The sequence below is a fragment of the Pseudoalteromonas sp. BZK2 genome, from assembly GCF_014349195.1.
In the GTDB taxonomy this organism is placed as follows: Bacteria; Pseudomonadota; Gammaproteobacteria; order Enterobacterales; family Alteromonadaceae; genus Pseudoalteromonas; species Pseudoalteromonas simplex.
On sequence record NZ_JACSOG010000001.1, the window covers coordinates 18,002 to 33,340 of the forward strand.

11 protein-coding genes are annotated in these 15,339 nt (G+C 41.4%); 5 read left to right on the plus strand and 6 right to left on the minus strand.

The genetic code is table 11. The features are described 5' to 3' along the window. The first annotated feature begins 102 nt into the window (after positions 1 to 102). From nrdA to yfaE, 3 genes are all read left to right on the plus strand, one after another. A complete protein-coding gene (gene nrdA, locus BIZ38_RS00105; RefSeq protein ID WP_054551357.1) occupies positions 103 to 2,388 on the plus strand; it encodes a class 1a ribonucleoside-diphosphate reductase subunit alpha in 2,286 nt (761 codons plus the stop codon). Positions 2,389 to 2,458: 70 nt separating this feature from the next. Then, positions 2,459 to 3,589 carry a class Ia ribonucleoside-diphosphate reductase subunit beta gene (nrdB, locus tag BIZ38_RS00110; protein WP_138619454.1) on the plus strand — a complete coding sequence of 377 codons (1,131 nt, stop codon included), beginning with the start codon at positions 2,459 to 2,461 and terminating at the stop codon, positions 3,587 to 3,589. Then, complete coding sequence (gene yfaE, locus BIZ38_RS00115) at positions 3,589 to 3,861, plus strand: class I ribonucleotide reductase maintenance protein YfaE (protein WP_054551359.1); 273 nt, start codon at positions 3,589 to 3,591, stop codon at positions 3,859 to 3,861. The genes nrdB and yfaE overlap by 1 nt, the downstream gene beginning before the upstream one ends. Here yfaE and BIZ38_RS00120 read toward each other — a convergent pair. Continuing rightward, positions 3,858 to 4,385 carry a YaeQ family protein gene (locus BIZ38_RS00120; RefSeq protein ID WP_187489247.1) on the minus strand — a complete coding sequence of 176 codons (528 nt, stop codon included), beginning with the start codon at positions 4,383 to 4,385 and terminating at the stop codon, positions 3,858 to 3,860. The genes yfaE and BIZ38_RS00120 overlap by 4 nt on opposite strands. Positions 4,386 to 4,550: 165 nt before the next feature. Here BIZ38_RS00120 and BIZ38_RS00125 point away from each other — a divergent pair, with 165 nt between their 5' ends. Continuing rightward, on the plus strand, positions 4,551 to 6,959 hold the full coding sequence (locus BIZ38_RS00125; protein ID WP_187489340.1) for a TonB-dependent receptor: 2,409 nt from the start codon (positions 4,551 to 4,553) through the stop codon (positions 6,957 to 6,959). Positions 6,960 to 7,044: 85 nt separating this feature from the next. Here the strand turns inward: BIZ38_RS00125 and glnS are convergent, their stop codons facing one another. Next, entirely contained in the window at positions 7,045 to 8,712 is a 1,668-nt protein-coding gene (glnS, locus tag BIZ38_RS00130) for a glutamine--tRNA ligase (RefSeq protein WP_187489248.1), read from the minus strand. A 228-nt stretch (positions 8,713 to 8,940) separates the two neighbouring features. On the opposite strand from glnS, the gene BIZ38_RS00135 reads away from it, so the two are divergent. Further along, positions 8,941 to 10,011, plus strand: coding sequence for a DUF3083 family protein (locus BIZ38_RS00135; RefSeq protein ID WP_187489249.1), 1,071 nt, complete (start codon positions 8,941 to 8,943; stop codon positions 10,009 to 10,011). Positions 10,012 to 10,087: 76 nt separating this feature from the next. Here the strand turns inward: BIZ38_RS00135 and argA are convergent, their stop codons facing one another. From argA to odhB, 4 genes are all read right to left on the minus strand, one after another. Next, positions 10,088 to 11,428, minus strand: coding sequence for an amino-acid N-acetyltransferase (gene argA, locus BIZ38_RS00140; protein WP_138600676.1), 1,341 nt, complete (start codon positions 11,426 to 11,428; stop codon positions 10,088 to 10,090). A 194-nt stretch (positions 11,429 to 11,622) separates the two neighbouring features. Then, complete coding sequence (gene sucD / locus BIZ38_RS00145; RefSeq protein WP_054551365.1) at positions 11,623 to 12,495, minus strand: succinate--CoA ligase subunit alpha; 873 nt, start codon at positions 12,493 to 12,495, stop codon at positions 11,623 to 11,625. Next, positions 12,495 to 13,661, minus strand: coding sequence for an ADP-forming succinate--CoA ligase subunit beta (sucC, locus tag BIZ38_RS00150; RefSeq protein WP_054551366.1), 1,167 nt, complete (start codon positions 13,659 to 13,661; stop codon positions 12,495 to 12,497). Before sucC ends, sucD begins: the two co-directional genes overlap by 1 nt. A 177-nt stretch (positions 13,662 to 13,838) precedes the next feature. Next, complete coding sequence (gene odhB / locus BIZ38_RS00155) at positions 13,839 to 15,338, minus strand: 2-oxoglutarate dehydrogenase complex dihydrolipoyllysine-residue succinyltransferase (protein ID WP_187489250.1); 1,500 nt, start codon at positions 15,336 to 15,338, stop codon at positions 13,839 to 13,841. Position 15,339: the final 1 nt, after the last annotated feature.

Genomic DNA, 15,339 nt, shown 5'->3' on the forward strand with positions numbered 1-15,339 from the left:
AATGTTATTCAATTAGATCACCCTGGCGTTTAATAATAATAATTACATAAAGAATACCTTTGTCTTTACAACTATAATTTCCCAAGGAATACAGGCAAAACTATGAACCAACAGCTATCTGTAAGCAAACGTGACGGCCGTAAAGAGTCACTTGATCTAGATAAGATCCATCGCGTGATCGCTTGGGCCGCAGAAGGTCTAGAGAATGTGTCTGTCTCACAAGTTGAATTAAAATCACATATTCAATTTTATGACGGCATTCGTACCGATGACATTCATGAAACAATCATCAAAGCTGCAGCTGATCAGATCTCTAAAGATACGCCTGATTACCAATACCTAGCTGCTCGCTTAGCTGTATTCCATTTACGTAAAAAAGCGTACGGTCAATTTGAGCCACCACGTTTATACGATCACATCACGAAATTAGTTGAAGACAAGCGTTATGATCAACACCTACTTGTTGATTATACCGAGCAAGAAATTGACGAGTTAGATGCTTACATCGATCACAACCGTGACTTAAACTTCAGCTACGCTGCTGTAAAGCAACTTGAAGGTAAGTATTTAGTTCAAAACCGTGTTACTGGTGAAATCTACGAAAGTGCACAGTTTTTATATATCTTAGTGGCTGCAAGCTTATTCTCTGATTATCCAAAAGAGACACGCCTTGATTACATCAAGCGTTTTTATGATGCAGTATCTACATTCAAAATTTCATTACCTACACCTATTATGGCAGGTGTACGTACCCCTACACGTCAGTTCAGCTCATGTGTACTTATTGAATGTGGTGATAGCCTAGATTCTATTAATGCAACATCGTCTGCGATTGTTAAATATGTTTCGCAACGTGCAGGTATTGGTATTAATGCCGGTCGCATCCGTGCCCTTGGTAGCCCTATTCGTAACGGCGAAGCGTACCATACAGGTTGTATTCCGTTTTATAAGCACTTCCAAACAGCAGTTAAGAGCTGTTCACAAGGTGGTGTTCGTGGCGGCGCAGCAACGCTGTTCTACCCACTTTGGCACTTAGAAGTTGAAAACCTACTTGTTCTTAAGAACAACCGTGGTGTTGATGATAACCGTGTACGTCACCTTGACTACGGTGTGCAGTTCAACAAATTAATGTATAGCCGTTTAATCAAAGACGATTACATCACATTATTTAGCCCATCAGATGTACCGGGTCTATACGATGCGTTCTTTGAAGATCAAGCAAAGTTTGATGAGCTATACATCAAATACGAGCAAGACGAGTCAATTCGTAAAAAACGTATTAAGGCGATTGAGTTATTCTCAATGTTTGCACAAGAGCGTGCCAGCACAGGTCGTATCTACTTACAAAACGTTGACCACTGTAATACGCACAGCCCATTCATCTCGACTGTGGCACCAATTCGTCAATCTAACTTATGTTTAGAAATTGCATTACCAACTAAGCCACTTAGCAATGTAATGGATGAAGAAGGTGAAATTGCACTTTGTACGCTGTCGGCGTTTAACTTAGGTGCAATTGAGTCACTTGACGAATTAGAAGAGCTTGCTGAACTTGCAGTACGTGCCCTTGATAACTTACTTGATTTCCAAGACTACCCTGTTCCTGCGGCGAAAAACGCGACTATGGGTCGTCGCACGCTAGGTATTGGTGTTATTAACTACGCTTACTACTTAGCAAAAAATGGTAAGCGCTACTCAGATGGCAGTGCAAATGCCCTAACTCACAAGACATTTGAAGCAATTCAATATTATCTAATGAAAGCATCAAATGAGTTAGCGAAAGAACGTGGTGCGTGTCCTAAATTTAACGAGACAACGTATTCTCAAGGCATTATGCCGACAGATACTTACAAACGTGACCTAGATCAGTTCTGTGATGAGCCTCTTCACTTAGATTGGGATTCATTACGCGAGAGCATTAAAGAGCACGGTATGCGTAACTCAACGCTATCTGCCCTTATGCCTTCAGAGACATCATCGCAAATCTCTAACGCGACAAATGGTATCGAGCCACCACGTGGTCATATCAGCGTTAAAGCAAGTAAAGATGGTATCTTAAAGCAAGTAGTGCCAGATTATGAAAATCTGAAAGATAACTACGAGCTACTGTGGGATATTCCTTCAAACGATGGTTACCTACAGCTGGTTGGTATTATGCAAAAATTCGTTGACCAAACGATCTCTGCAAACACTAACTATGATCCATCTAAGTACGAAGGCGGTAAAGTACCTATGAAGGTGCTATTAAAAGACCTACTGACTGCGTATAAACTTGGTGTTAAAACCCTGTACTATCACAACACACGTGATGGTGCATCAGACTCTCAAGATGAGTTAACACCAGAGGTAGAAGATGACGGTTGTGCAGGCGGCGCTTGTAAAATCTAATTAAATTAATAACATAACAAAAGCGGGCTCATTAGCCCGCTTTGTCCTGACTGTTTTTTGAGAAATCACTATGTCATATACAACTTTTAGCCGAAATCATAATAACCAATTACAAGAACCGATGTTTTTCGGCCAAACGGTAAACGTGTCACGTTACGACCAACAAAAGTACCCTATCTTCGAAAAGCTAATCGAAAAGCAACTTTCGTTCTTTTGGCGTCCTGAAGAAGTTGATGTAAGTAAAGACCGTCTTGACTTCCAAGCGTTACCAGAACACGAAAAGCACATATTTTTAAGTAACTTAAAATATCAAACGCTTCTTGATAGTGTACAAGGCCGTTCACCTAACGTTGCGTTATTACCTATTGTGTCTATTCCTGAGTTAGAAACTTGGATTGAAACATGGGCGTTCAGTGAAACCATTCATAGCCGTTCATACACGCACATTATTCGTAACGTTACGCAATCTCCTGAACTTATCTTTGACGATATCGTAAGCAACGAGAAGATCAGTGAGCGTGCTGATGCGGTAACTAAGTACTACGATGATTTAATTAACATGATTTCTGTTTACAACCTATATGGTGAAGGTAAACATGTGATCAACGGTGAAGAAGTTAAAGTCAGTTTATTTGACCTTAAAAAGCAACTTTACCTAGCAATGATGTCGGTTAACATCTTAGAAGCGATTCGTTTCTATGTAAGCTTTGCTTGTTCATTTGCTTTCGCTGAGCGTGAATTAATGGAAGGTAACGCAAAAATCATCAAGCTAATCGCCCGTGATGAAGCGTTACACTTATCTGGCACACAGCACATCTTGAACATTATGCAAGAAGGTAAAGACGACCCAGAAATGGCAATCGTTGCAGCACAATGTCGTGAAGAAGCAATTCAGATGTTTGTTGAAGCAGCAGAACAAGAAAAAGATTGGGCAGAATACCTGTTCAAGGATGGTTCTATGATTGGTCTTAACAAAGATATCTTATGCCAATACGTTGAATACATCACTAATGCACGTATGACTGCGGTAGGCCTACCTACACAGTTCGAAAGTAAGAGTAACCCTATTCCGTGGATCAACTCTTGGTTAGTATCAGACAATGTTCAAGTTGCTCCACAAGAAGCTGAAATCAGCTCTTACCTTGTTGGTCAAATTGACTCTCAAGTTGATGCATCTGACTTTGGTGACTTCGACCTGTAATGAGCTCAAACACCACTGCAGAGGTTATCCTTGCAGGAACAGACAGCCAGAATCTTGAATTTGATTCTGGCTGTTCATCTCTCCTTGAATGCCTAGAACAACACAAAATAGATGTCCCCTACCAATGCCGTGAAGGTTATTGTGGCGCATGCCGTGCAAAATTAGTCGAAGGTGATGTGAGCTACAATCAAGAACCGCTTGCTTTTGTTAGAACTGGTGAAGTATTGCTGTGTTGTAGTAAACCCAATGGTAAGGTAAAAATTGAGCTTTAATGCCAAATAAGCTGACTCGTTTGATAGAAATTTTCTTTATCTGACACACTCACCATTTGCTGATCAATCGTAATATCCCACTGCAGATTTTTAGTTAGATGACTCGCTAATTCCTCAATAAAGCTGTTATCAAACGCAATTAAATGGCCATTATTAATAAGTTCCAACTGGTGTTCATTTTCTTTAAGCCAGTCGTTGTTTAAGGTTGTCACGACCCACAGTTCATCAACCCGCTTCGCGATTTTATTAAGCTGCACAATATCCGGTTGGTCAACAGCAAGCCATGTTTGATAGTGGTCATCAAGCGCTTTTATTGACACATCTGGTTCAGCATGACTGAACCTTGCATTCAATATGGCTGTTTCGTTGTGTGAAAATAAGCAATAACTTAAAAGCTTGAGTACAAAGTGTTGATAGCTTTCACGACGGTCACAAGCAGTGGTAAACACCTCTTTGTGATTACGATGCTCTCTTAAATCAGCAATAGTAAAATTTGCTTTGAATACCCTATTTTTATCAGACATAAGATTCAGCCATCTCAGTGTAACAGTCTCAGTATAGTGTATGGTGATAAAATCGCGACTTAGGGTTAAGGTATAGGTAAAGTTATAGTATAACGTTATTGCGATTAATATTTTCAGCGTTATAATATAACGCAACACTCAACAACAAACTTAGAAGTAGTAATGATGAAGCAAGTTTCAATTCTTTCTAGTGCTGTTGCCGCTGCGCTGTTTTCCCAATCAACAATGGCTGCTGTGATCACAGGTCAAGTATTAGATAAAAACCAACAACCTATCAGTAATGCTGAAATACATGTACACGGCAAATCACAAAGCGTTGTGACTGACAAACAAGGTCAGTTTAAAATTGATGTAGATAATAAAGGTCAGCTTCACATCAGTAAAAACAATTTCATCGATAAGCGTATTGCTATTAATGGCGAAGACCAAAATGTTGTGGTTACGCTTACACCAACCTCAGTTGAAACGGTTGTTGTTTATGCATCAGCGCTTCATAAAAATAGTCTTGAAATGATTTCGCCTGTGAATGTTTTAGCCGGTGATGAGTTAAAAGACAAAGCAAAACCGACATTAGGCGAAACACTAAAAGGTTTACCAGGCGTTAATGCTAGCTACTTTGGCCCAGTTTCATCAAGCCCAATTATTCGTGGTTTAGATGGTCCGCGTGTGAAAATCACCCAAAATGGCCTTGATAGCAGTGATGCATCTCGTATCGGCCCTGACCACGCAACATCAAATGACAGCCTAGCAGCAGAGCAAATCGAAGTACTTCGCGGCCCTGCTACTCTACTTTATGGCTCTGGCGCTATCGGTGGTGTGGTGAACGTTGTTGATAACCGTATTCCTACCGATAACATCGAGTCTTTAACCGGTGCTGCTCAATATACACACGATACAGTATCTAATACCAACACCTATGCTGCAAAACTTGAAACCGGTAACGATGGTTTCAACTTCCATTTTGACGGTACCAAGCGTAAAGGACACGATTACGACACACCGAACTTTGAGCTTCCTGAGGAACATGAAGAGCACGAGGAGCATGAAGGTGAAGAGCATGAAGAACACGAAACAGCTAACAGCGTAGAAAACACCTTTATCGATAGCCAAACAGTTAACTTTGGTACTAGTTACGTGGGCGATCACCTAACGATAGGTGTGTCATTCGGCCGCATCGAAACAGATTATGGTATTCCTGCTCATGAGCATCATCATCATGAAGAAGAGGAAGATCATGATGAACATGAAGGTGAAGAAGAGTACGAAGAATCAGTATTTGCACAGCTAGAGCAAGACCGCTGGCAAGGCTACATGAGCTATGCACTTCATGATAACTGGATTGAAAATATCTCACTACGCGTTGGCTACACAGACTACAAACACGCTGAAATTGAAGATGGTGCAGTGGGCACCGTGTTTACAAACAAAACAACCGAAGCACGTGCAACCGTTGAGCACAAGTTAGGCCTTTGGCACGGTATGGCTGGTTATCACTACACTGAGTCTGACTATGATGCAGATGGTGAAGAAGCTTTTACGCCAGCAAGTGTCACTAAAACAAACGCGTTATTCGTTCTTGAAGAGCGCCAGTTTGGTGATGTGACCATTGAATTAGGTGCACGCCTTGAAGTTTATCAAATCGATTCTGCTGTAAGCATGGCTGAGCATCATCACGATCATGAAGAGGAAGGAGAGCACCATGACGAAGAAGAAGCTGAAATCATTAACTACAGTGAAGATTTCACAAACCTAAGCTTATCTGCAGGTGCAATTTGGCAATATCAAGAAGGCCAAAGTGTTGCTTTAAGTGTATCTCGTTCAGAACGTGCTCCGCTGAGTGCTGAACTACTATCAAACGGTATTCATATCTCAACAGGTACTTACGAGCTAGGCCTTGGTTATCATATTGAAGATGGCGAAATTCATTTTGAGCCAGAAGATATCGAGCAAGAAACTGCAACGAACTTTGATCTAAGTTTCCGTCGTTTTATTGGTGACTTTGGTTACACAGTTAACTTCTTCTATAACGACATTGAAAACTACTACTTCCAGCAAAATACCGGTTTAGTTTTCGATGAAGAGCATGGCTTAGAATCAGCAGCTGGTGCAGATGAAGATGCAATGGCGGTTTACCAATTCACAAGTAAAGATGCGAAATTATACGGTATTGAATTTGATGTACACTATCAAGTGACGCCAAATGCGCTAGTTAAAGTGTTTGGTGATTCAACAACGGCTAAGCTAAAAGATGATGAAGGTTATTTACCGCGTATTCCGGCTAATAAACTAGGTTCTGAATTACAGTACACAGTGTCTGATTGGAAGTTTAGCCTAACCGGTACTCATTATTTTGAGCAGTCTGACATTACTGCTTACGAGACAAAAACTGACGGTTATACCCTGTTTGACGCATCAGCTAACTACCAACTTGACTTAGGTCCTGTTGATACACAGCTTTATATTAATGTTGACAACTTAACCGATGAACTTGGTTTCGTACACAGCTCATTCATTAAAGAAAAAGCACCACTACCTGGTCGTAACTTCAGCTTAGGTATTCGCGGTTATTTCTAATCGCTTTTAATAGTTATAAAAAAACCCTTTCATTTTTAAAGTGAAAGGGTTTTTTATTAAGCATAGAAACTAAATAGGTTAGCTATTAGCCTTTTTGTTCAATCTTCGCCCATGAATCACGAAGACCCACAGTTTGATTGAATACTAATGTTTCTGCTTTGCTATCACGACAGAAGTAACCTGTACGCTCAAACTGGAAGCCCTGCTCTGCTTGTGCATTTGCAAGTGACGGCTCAACTTTCGCATTTTCAAGAACCACAAGTGATTCAGGGTTTAGTGTTGCGTTAAAGTCTTCTGCTGCCGCTGGGTTTGGCACGTTAAATAAACGGTCGTATAAACGAACTTCAGCTGTGATAGATTTACTCGCTGATACCCAGTGAATTACACCTTTAACTTTACGGCCATCACTTGGGTTTTTACCCAGAGTTTCAGGATCGTAAGAGCAGAAGATAGTCGTAATTTCGCCGTTTTCGTCTTTTTCAACGCGCTCAGCTTTAATTACATAAGCACCACGTAAACGTACTTCTTTATCAAGAACTAAACGCTTAAACTTGTTGTTTGCTTCTTCACGGAAGTCTTCACGCTCGATATAAAGTTCACGAGTGAAAGGTACGTCACGGCGACCCATCTCTTCTTTATTCGGGTGATTTGCAACAGATAACGTTTCTACTTTATCTGCGTCATAGTTTTCGATAACAATCTTCACCGGATCAAGAACAGCCATTGCACGAGGTGCATGTTCATTTAGGTCTTCACGGATACAGGCTTCTAGCATGCCCATTTCAACCATGTTCTCTTGTTTAGTGATACCGATACGAGAACAGAACTCACGTACTGATGCAGGTGTATAACCACGACGACGTAAACCTGCAATCGTTGGCATACGTGGGTCGTCCCAGCCTTCAACATGACCATTTACCACTAAGTCGTTTAATTTACGCTTAGACATAATGGTGTACTCAAGATTTAATCTTGAGAACTCGATTTGTTGCGGATGACACTCAAGGCTGATGTTATCTAATACCCAATCGTATAAACGACGGTTATCCTGGAACTCAAGCGTACATAATGAATGTGTAATACCTTCTAGCGCATCTGAAATACAGTGCGTGAAGTCGTACATTGGGTAAATGCACCACTTGTCGCCGGTTTGGTGGTGATGAGCAAAACGTACACGGTATAAAATTGGATCACGCAATACCATGAATGAGCTTGCCATATCGATTTTAGCACGCAGTACACATTCGCCTTCTTTGAACTCGCCATTACGCATTTTTTCAAATAGCGCTAGGTTTTCTTCAACTGGCGTATCACGGTATGGGCTGTTTTTACCCGGCTCTTTTAAAGTACCACGGTATTCACGGGCTTGATCTGGCGATAAGAAACACACATATGCTAGGCCTTTTTCGATAAGCTCAACAGCATAGCCATATAGCGCATCGAAATAGTTAGATGAATACTTAATTTCACCATCCCACTGGAAACCTAACCACTGCACATCTTCTTTAATCGAATTTACGTAGTTGATGTCTTCTTTTTCTGGATTCGTATCATCAAAACGTAAGTTACAAAGACCTTGATAATCTTGGGCGATACCAAAATTTAAACAAATAGACTTTGCATGACCAATGTGTAAAAAACCGTTTGGTTCAGGTGGAAAACGCGTGTGTGTAGTCGCATGCTTACCGCTTGCTAGATCTTCGTCGATACGCGTTCTAATAAAGTTACTTGGGCGATTCTCAATTTCCGCCATAGGAGCATAATCCTCTGAATATTGCATGGTGACAAAACTAATGCATTATTACAAAAACAAACCCTAACATACAGTGGTTGCATCATGTTTATTGAAGATATTACGTCGATTGTTGAATACATAGTTCACAGACTGGACAAAATCGGTAAAAAAATTGTTCTAACGCAATAAAATGATCATTGACTAGCGATATAGTGCCGTCAGTTTCACTACCAATAAGGAAAAGAGATGGCTTCGCTCAATCAACATCGAGTCTATATTCCAAGCTCAGCACGTGCAAACCAGTATGTGTTAGTTGAATTTAAACCTACTGATGAGTTTTTTGCCCAGTTCACCAACGTGAGCTGTGCTTATAAGCGTCTTGCAAGGGAGTTATTTGCACTATGTGATGAGTATGAATTACATAATGTACACCTAATCGCCAACGATAAACTGCCAGTGGTTCGTTACCATGATGAGGCATATAGCTTAGAAACCGCTAAGCAAATTTTGTTTTTCTATAACCCACAATACCATGAAGCACATAATGTATTTGCTGATGGTGAGCAAAGATGCAAAAAAATTCGTTTATTATTCTTAGCGACCGGTGAAGATATTCGCGCTCATGCGGCTAGTTTTCATCATAATGTGCAAAGAGTGATCAACTCACTACAAGAAAAGCTACTAAGCGGCCAACCACCTCTTAAAATTCGTGACCACCAACACCTAACTTATGATTTATTTGCTAAAGCAAAAGGTCACAAAGAAAGCTATGGCTATAAATTACGTAGCTTATACCCACGTTACCAGTCTCGCCAATGTCATGTGCCAAATGAACACAGTGAGATGACATACGCTGGGTTTTCGATTCCAGTAACTCGTGCCATTAAAACGCAATTTCAGCATATGTTGAATGAAGAGAATTATACGCAGTTTTATCAATATATCTTTGATGCGTTCAAACGAGCATGTGATAAACGCGGCTTAACACTCGGCGCTTTCATCGCTAACGGTACCCGCCCTATTGTTCGTAATAGCAATATTGATAACGCACAAAGTAACAGCGAACTGCAAAAACTAACCTTTGATTGCAGCTCTGAGCAGGTGCAATTACAACAGTACTGGGATGCTGATCAACTTGTAGATTCGCTACATTTTGTGATTGCCGCAGCCGATAAAGACAAGCATGACATTGGTTATGGTAAGTTTATGAATCAAGTGCAAAGTGCGATAAATGAAGTTACTGACGAGCTGGCATTTAATCCAACTCGCCAAGATTTACGTGTGCGTTTTTATCAGCACATTAACTATCAATATTAAGAGTATACCCAAGCCCCTCAATATGCTGAAACTCGCACCTTGGGGTGGTTTGGGTATATAAGAGGTGACACATGCGTCACCTCTTATTACCTAGCTTAGTTAAATCTAGACGCAATACTTTAGAGCGGCGTTCATGGTTATAAAGCGCTTTTTTCTTCGCAGGTAGCTCCTCAACTGTCACTATTTCAAAACTTTGCTCTAAAAACCAGTGGATGCTGCGTGTAGTGAGAGCAAATAAATGCGAATAACCTGCACGTTTAGCCTTATTAATAATAAACCTCAGTAGATAACTGCCACGATCGGCATCTCGGTACTGAGGGTGGACAGCCAAACTTGCAAACTCCCCTACTTGTTCATCAGCAAACGGATACAAAGCCGCACAGGCTATGATAAGTCCATCACGCTCAATAACCGTAAATTGTTCAATTTCGATTTCTAGCTGTTCACGAGAACGACGAACCAAATAGCCTTGCTGTTCAAGGGGTCTAATAAGGTTAATGATACCGGTAATATCAGCAATACTGGCACTTCGTAATTGCTCAGAGCTTTGTGGTGCGATTTGTGTACCAATACCATCTAAAGAGAATAACTCTTGAAGTAATGCGCCATCCTCTTTATAGCTAACAAGGTGGCAACGATGCACGCCACCTCGACAAGCATCAATTGCAGCTTGTAAAAATACAGTAGCACTTAAACATGAATCTGGTTGCTTGCGATAGCTTGCTAATAGCTGCTCAGCTTCATTTGGCATTAGCTCTGCAATTGCTTCACCATTTTCATCCAAAATACCGGCTTCTTTACAAAAACCAAGCATTTTATCGGCGCGTAGTTTGAGAGCTACTTGCGTAGCAATTTCTTCAGCAGTTAAATTAAAGCTTTCACCTGTAACAGACGCCGCTATTGGCCCAAGCAGCACAATTCCGTTGTTATCTAACTGGTGGCGAATACCCGCAACATCGATACGTCTCACTCTTCCTGAATGATGATAGTCAACACCTTCATCAACACCTAAAGGCTGAGCAATAACAAAATTACCACTCACCACATTTAAAAATGAGCCAGACATAGGTGTACTACTTAAAGACGTAGATAAACGCGCGGTTATATCGAACTGCATTGCACCCGCAACTTTTTTAATTACATCAAATGTTGCGTTATCAGTTACCCGTATCTCATTATGAAACTGACTAGTTATGCCAACTTGTTCAAGCGCTGCGTTAAACTGTGGACGAGCACCAAACACTAAAACAATCTTAATACCAAGACTAGTTAGTAGCGCGACATCGTTGATGATGCTGCGACAACCAGACTGATCGATCGCCTCTCCGCCAAGCATAACAACGAATGTTTTACCGCGGTGAGCATTAACGTATGGAGTTGACTGGCGAAATCCATCTACCAATTCTGTGGTACGCACGTAATATTTACCTTATTAAAGTCGAATGTTTTAATAAAAACAGATATACAAGCCACAAGTGTAGAGAATTTATATTCACAAATAAAGCATTATTATTCTTAATTTACAGGTGGAATTTTCGTGCATGTTATAAGATAGTGGCAGATACAAAAAAGGCCCGCATAAGCGAGCCTTTTTTAAGAGATTAGAACTGATTACCAGCCTGTCTTCTCTTTAAGTGCATTACCGATGTCAGCTAGTGAACGTACAGTTTTTACGCCAGCAGCTTCTAATGCAGCAAATTTCTCATCAGCAGTACCTTTACCGCCTGCGATGATTGCACCAGCGTGACCCATACGCTTACCTGCAGGTGCAGTAACACCAGCAATGTAAGAAACAACAGGTTTAGTCACGTTGTGCTTGATGTATTCTGCAGCTTCTTCTTCTGCAGTACCACCGATTTCACCGATCATAACGATAGCTTCAGTTTGCTCGTCTTTTTCGAACATTTCTAAAACGTCGATGAAGTTAGTGCCAGGGATTGGGTCACCACCGATACCAACACATGTTGATTGGCCGAAACCAGCGTCAGTAGTTTGCTTAACCGCTTCATAAGTAAGAGTACCAGAACGTGATACGATACCTACTTTACCAGGCTTGTGGATGTGACCAGGCATGATACCGATCTTAGTTTCACCCGGAGTGATAACACCTGGGCAGTTAGGACCGATCATACGAACACCAGTTTCATCAAGCTTAACTTTAACGTCAACCATGTCTAGTGTTGGGATACCTTCAGTGATACAAACGATTAGCTCGATGCCAGCATCGATAGCTTCTAAGATTGCATCTTTACAGAAAGGTGCTGGTACGTAGATAACTGATGCAGTTGCGCCAGTTGCTTCAACAGCGTCACGTACTGTGTTGAATACTGGAAGACCAAGATGCGTTTGACCGCCTTTACCTGGGCTTACACCACCAACCATTTGTGTACCGTACTCAAGCGCTTGCTCAGAGTGGAAAGTACCTTGGCCACCTGTGAAACCTTGACAGATAACTTTTGTATCTTTATTGATTAATACAGACATTATTTGCCCTCCGCAGCAGCAACAACTTTTTCAGCTGCGTCTGTTAGTGATTCAGCAGCGATGATGTTAAGGTCAGAACTAGCTAGTACTTCACGACCAAGTTCAGCGTTAGTACCTTCTAAACGTACTACTACAGGAACATTTACACCTACTTCTTTAACTGCACCGATGATACCTTCTGCGATCATGTCACAACGAACGATACCACCAAAGATGTTAACTAAAACTGCTTTAACGTTGTCGTCAGATAAGATGATCTTGAATGCTTCAGATACACGCTCTTTAGTTGCACCGCCACCAACATCTAGGAAGTTAGCTGGCTTGCCACCGTGTAGGTTTACGATGTCCATAGTACCCATTGCTAGGCCTGCACCGTTAACCATACAACCAACGTTACCGTCTAGTGCAACGTAGTTAAGCTCGAAGCTTGCAGCGTGAGCTTCACGCGCGTCTTCTTGTGAAGGATCGTGCATTTCACGGATTTTAGGTTGACGGTAAAGCGCGTTACCATCTACACCGATTTTACCGTCTAGACAGTGAAGGTTACCTTCGTCTGTAATTACTAGCGGGTTGATTTCTAATAATGCGAAATCGAAATCGTTGAACATGTTTGCAAGACCCATGAAGATCTTAACGAACTGTTTCATTTGAGTAGGGTTTAAACCTAGTTTGAAACCTAATTCACGAGCTTGGTAAGCTTGAGGACCAACTAATGGATCGATCTCAGCTTTGTGAATTAATTCTGGAGTTTCTTCTGCAACTTGCTCGATTTCAACACCACCTTCAGTAGATGCCATGAAAACAACTTTACGAGAAGCACGATCTACTACAGCGCCAAGGTATAATTCGTTAGCGATGTCAGTGCAGCTTTCAACAAGGATTTTAGCTACTGGCTGACCATTTTCGTCTGTTTGGTAAGTAACTAAGTTTTTACCTAACCAGTTCGCAGCGAACTCTTTAACTTCGTCGATTGTTTTAACTAGCTTAACACCGCCAGCTTTACCACGGCCACCTGCGTGAACCTGTGTTTTAACAACCCACATATCACCGCCGATTTTCTCAGCAGCTGCTGCAGCTTCTTCAGGTGTATCGCAAGCGAAACCTTGAGAAACTGGTAAACCATATTCGGCAAAAAGTTGTTTTGCCTGATACTCATGCAAATTCATGATGCTTTATCCAATTTTTTATACTAAAAGAGCTGAATATTTATGCAAAATAAACAGCTATCCCAAATTGCGCACTTAGTATAAATCCCAAGGCTCCACATGAAAACCCCAGTTAGACCAAAGGCGCAAAAAAAAAGCTGTGAACGAGGTTCACAGCTTAGTTTTCATACAACCAGATTAAACATCTAGTAGTAAACGAGTCGGATCTTCAAGTAACTCTTTAATTGTTACTAAGAAACCTACTGATTCTTTACCATCGATTTGGCGGTGATCATAAGATAACGCTAAGTACATCATTGGTAAGATTTCAACTTTACCATTTACAGCCATAGGACGCTCTTGGATTTTGTGCATACCTAAGATTGAAGACTGTGGTAAGTTGATGATTGGTGTAGATAGTAATGAACCGAATACACCACCGTTAGTGATAGTGAAGTTACCACCTGTCATATCATCAATTGATAATTTACCGTCACGACCTTTAAGCGCTAGCTCACGGATACCTTTTTCGATTTCAGCAACTGATAGCTTGTCACAGTCTTTAAGTACTGGTGTAACAAGACCACGTGGTGTAGAAACCGCGATGCTGATGTCGAAGTAGTTGTGATAAACAATATCATCACCGTCGATAGACGCATTTACTTCAGGGAAACGCTTAAGTGCTTCAGTTACTGCTTTCACGTAGAAAGACATGAAACCTAAACGGATACCGTGACGCTTTTCGAAAACTTCTTGGTACTGCTTACGAAGATCCATGATTGGCTTCATGTTAACTTCGTTGAAAGTCGTTAACATTGCAGTTGAGTTTTTCGCTTCAAGAAGACGATTAGCGATTGTTTTACGTAAACGAGTCATAGGAACACGTTTTTGCGTACGGTCACCCATAGGTGCTGCTGGCGCTGCTGCTTCTGCTTTAGGCGCTGCTGCCGGTGCTTTTAAGAATGTATCAACATCTTCTTTAGTTACACGGCCATTTTTGCCAGTACCTTTGATTTTTGATGCATCAAGACCTTTCTCAGCGATTAAACGACGAACTGACGGTGTTAATACGTCAGAGCTGTCATTTGATTCGCTTGCTGGTGCTGCTTCAGCTTTAGGAGCTGCTGCTGCCGGTGCTGCACCCGCTTTAACTGTACCAATTACTTGCTCACCAAGTACTGTTTCGCCTTCAGCGTGAATGTGCTCACCCATGATACCGTCTTCTTGAGCAACAACTTCAAGAACAACTTTATCAGTTTCGATGTCAACAAGGTTTTGGTCGCGTGTTACCGCTTCACCTGGTTGAACGTGCCAAGTAGCAATTGTCGCGTCTGCGACTGATTCTGGAAGTACAGGTACTTTAATGTCCACTTCTTTACCTTCTGATGCTGGTGCTGATTGCGCCGCTGGCGCGTCTTCTGATTGAGCTGGTGCAGAGTCGTCACTTGCTGGTGCAGCATCTGCATCACCAAGTAATGCAATTACTTGTTCGCCAAGTACCGTTGCACCTTCTTCTTGTGAAATTTCAGTGATTACACCGTCATTTGGTGCAACAACTTCTAAAACAACTTTATCTGTTTCGATATCTACTAAGTTTTGGTCGCGGCTTACTTTGTCGCCAACACTTACGTGCCATGTTGCAACAGTAGCATCAGCAACCGACTCAGGAAGTACAGGAACTTTAATTTCTGTGCTCATT

Excerpts from the sequence above, each read along its gene's own strand:
- nrdA (WP_054551357.1), top strand. The coding sequence starts at position 103 with ATGAACCAACAGCTATCTGTAAGCAAACGTGACGGCCGTAAAGAGTCA.
- nrdB (WP_138619454.1), top strand. The coding sequence starts at position 2,459 with ATGTCATATACAACTTTTAGCCGAAATCATAATAACCAATTACAAGAA.
- yfaE (WP_054551359.1), top strand. The coding sequence starts at position 3,589 with ATGAGCTCAAACACCACTGCAGAGGTTATCCTTGCAGGAACAGACAGC.
- BIZ38_RS00120 (WP_187489247.1), bottom strand. The coding sequence starts at position 4,385 with ATGTCTGATAAAAATAGGGTATTCAAAGCAAATTTTACTATTGCTGAT.
- BIZ38_RS00125 (WP_187489340.1), top strand. The coding sequence starts at position 4,551 with ATGAAGCAAGTTTCAATTCTTTCTAGTGCTGTTGCCGCTGCGCTGTTT.
- glnS (WP_187489248.1), bottom strand. The coding sequence starts at position 8,712 with ATGGCGGAAATTGAGAATCGCCCAAGTAACTTTATTAGAACGCGTATC.
- BIZ38_RS00135 (WP_187489249.1), top strand. The coding sequence starts at position 8,941 with ATGGCTTCGCTCAATCAACATCGAGTCTATATTCCAAGCTCAGCACGT.
- sucD (WP_054551365.1), bottom strand. The coding sequence starts at position 12,495 with ATGTCTGTATTAATCAATAAAGATACAAAAGTTATCTGTCAAGGTTTC.
- sucC (WP_054551366.1), bottom strand. The coding sequence starts at position 13,661 with ATGAATTTGCATGAGTATCAGGCAAAACAACTTTTTGCCGAATATGGT.
- odhB (WP_187489250.1), bottom strand. The coding sequence starts at position 15,338 with ATGAGCACAGAAATTAAAGTTCCTGTACTTCCTGAGTCGGTTGCTGAT.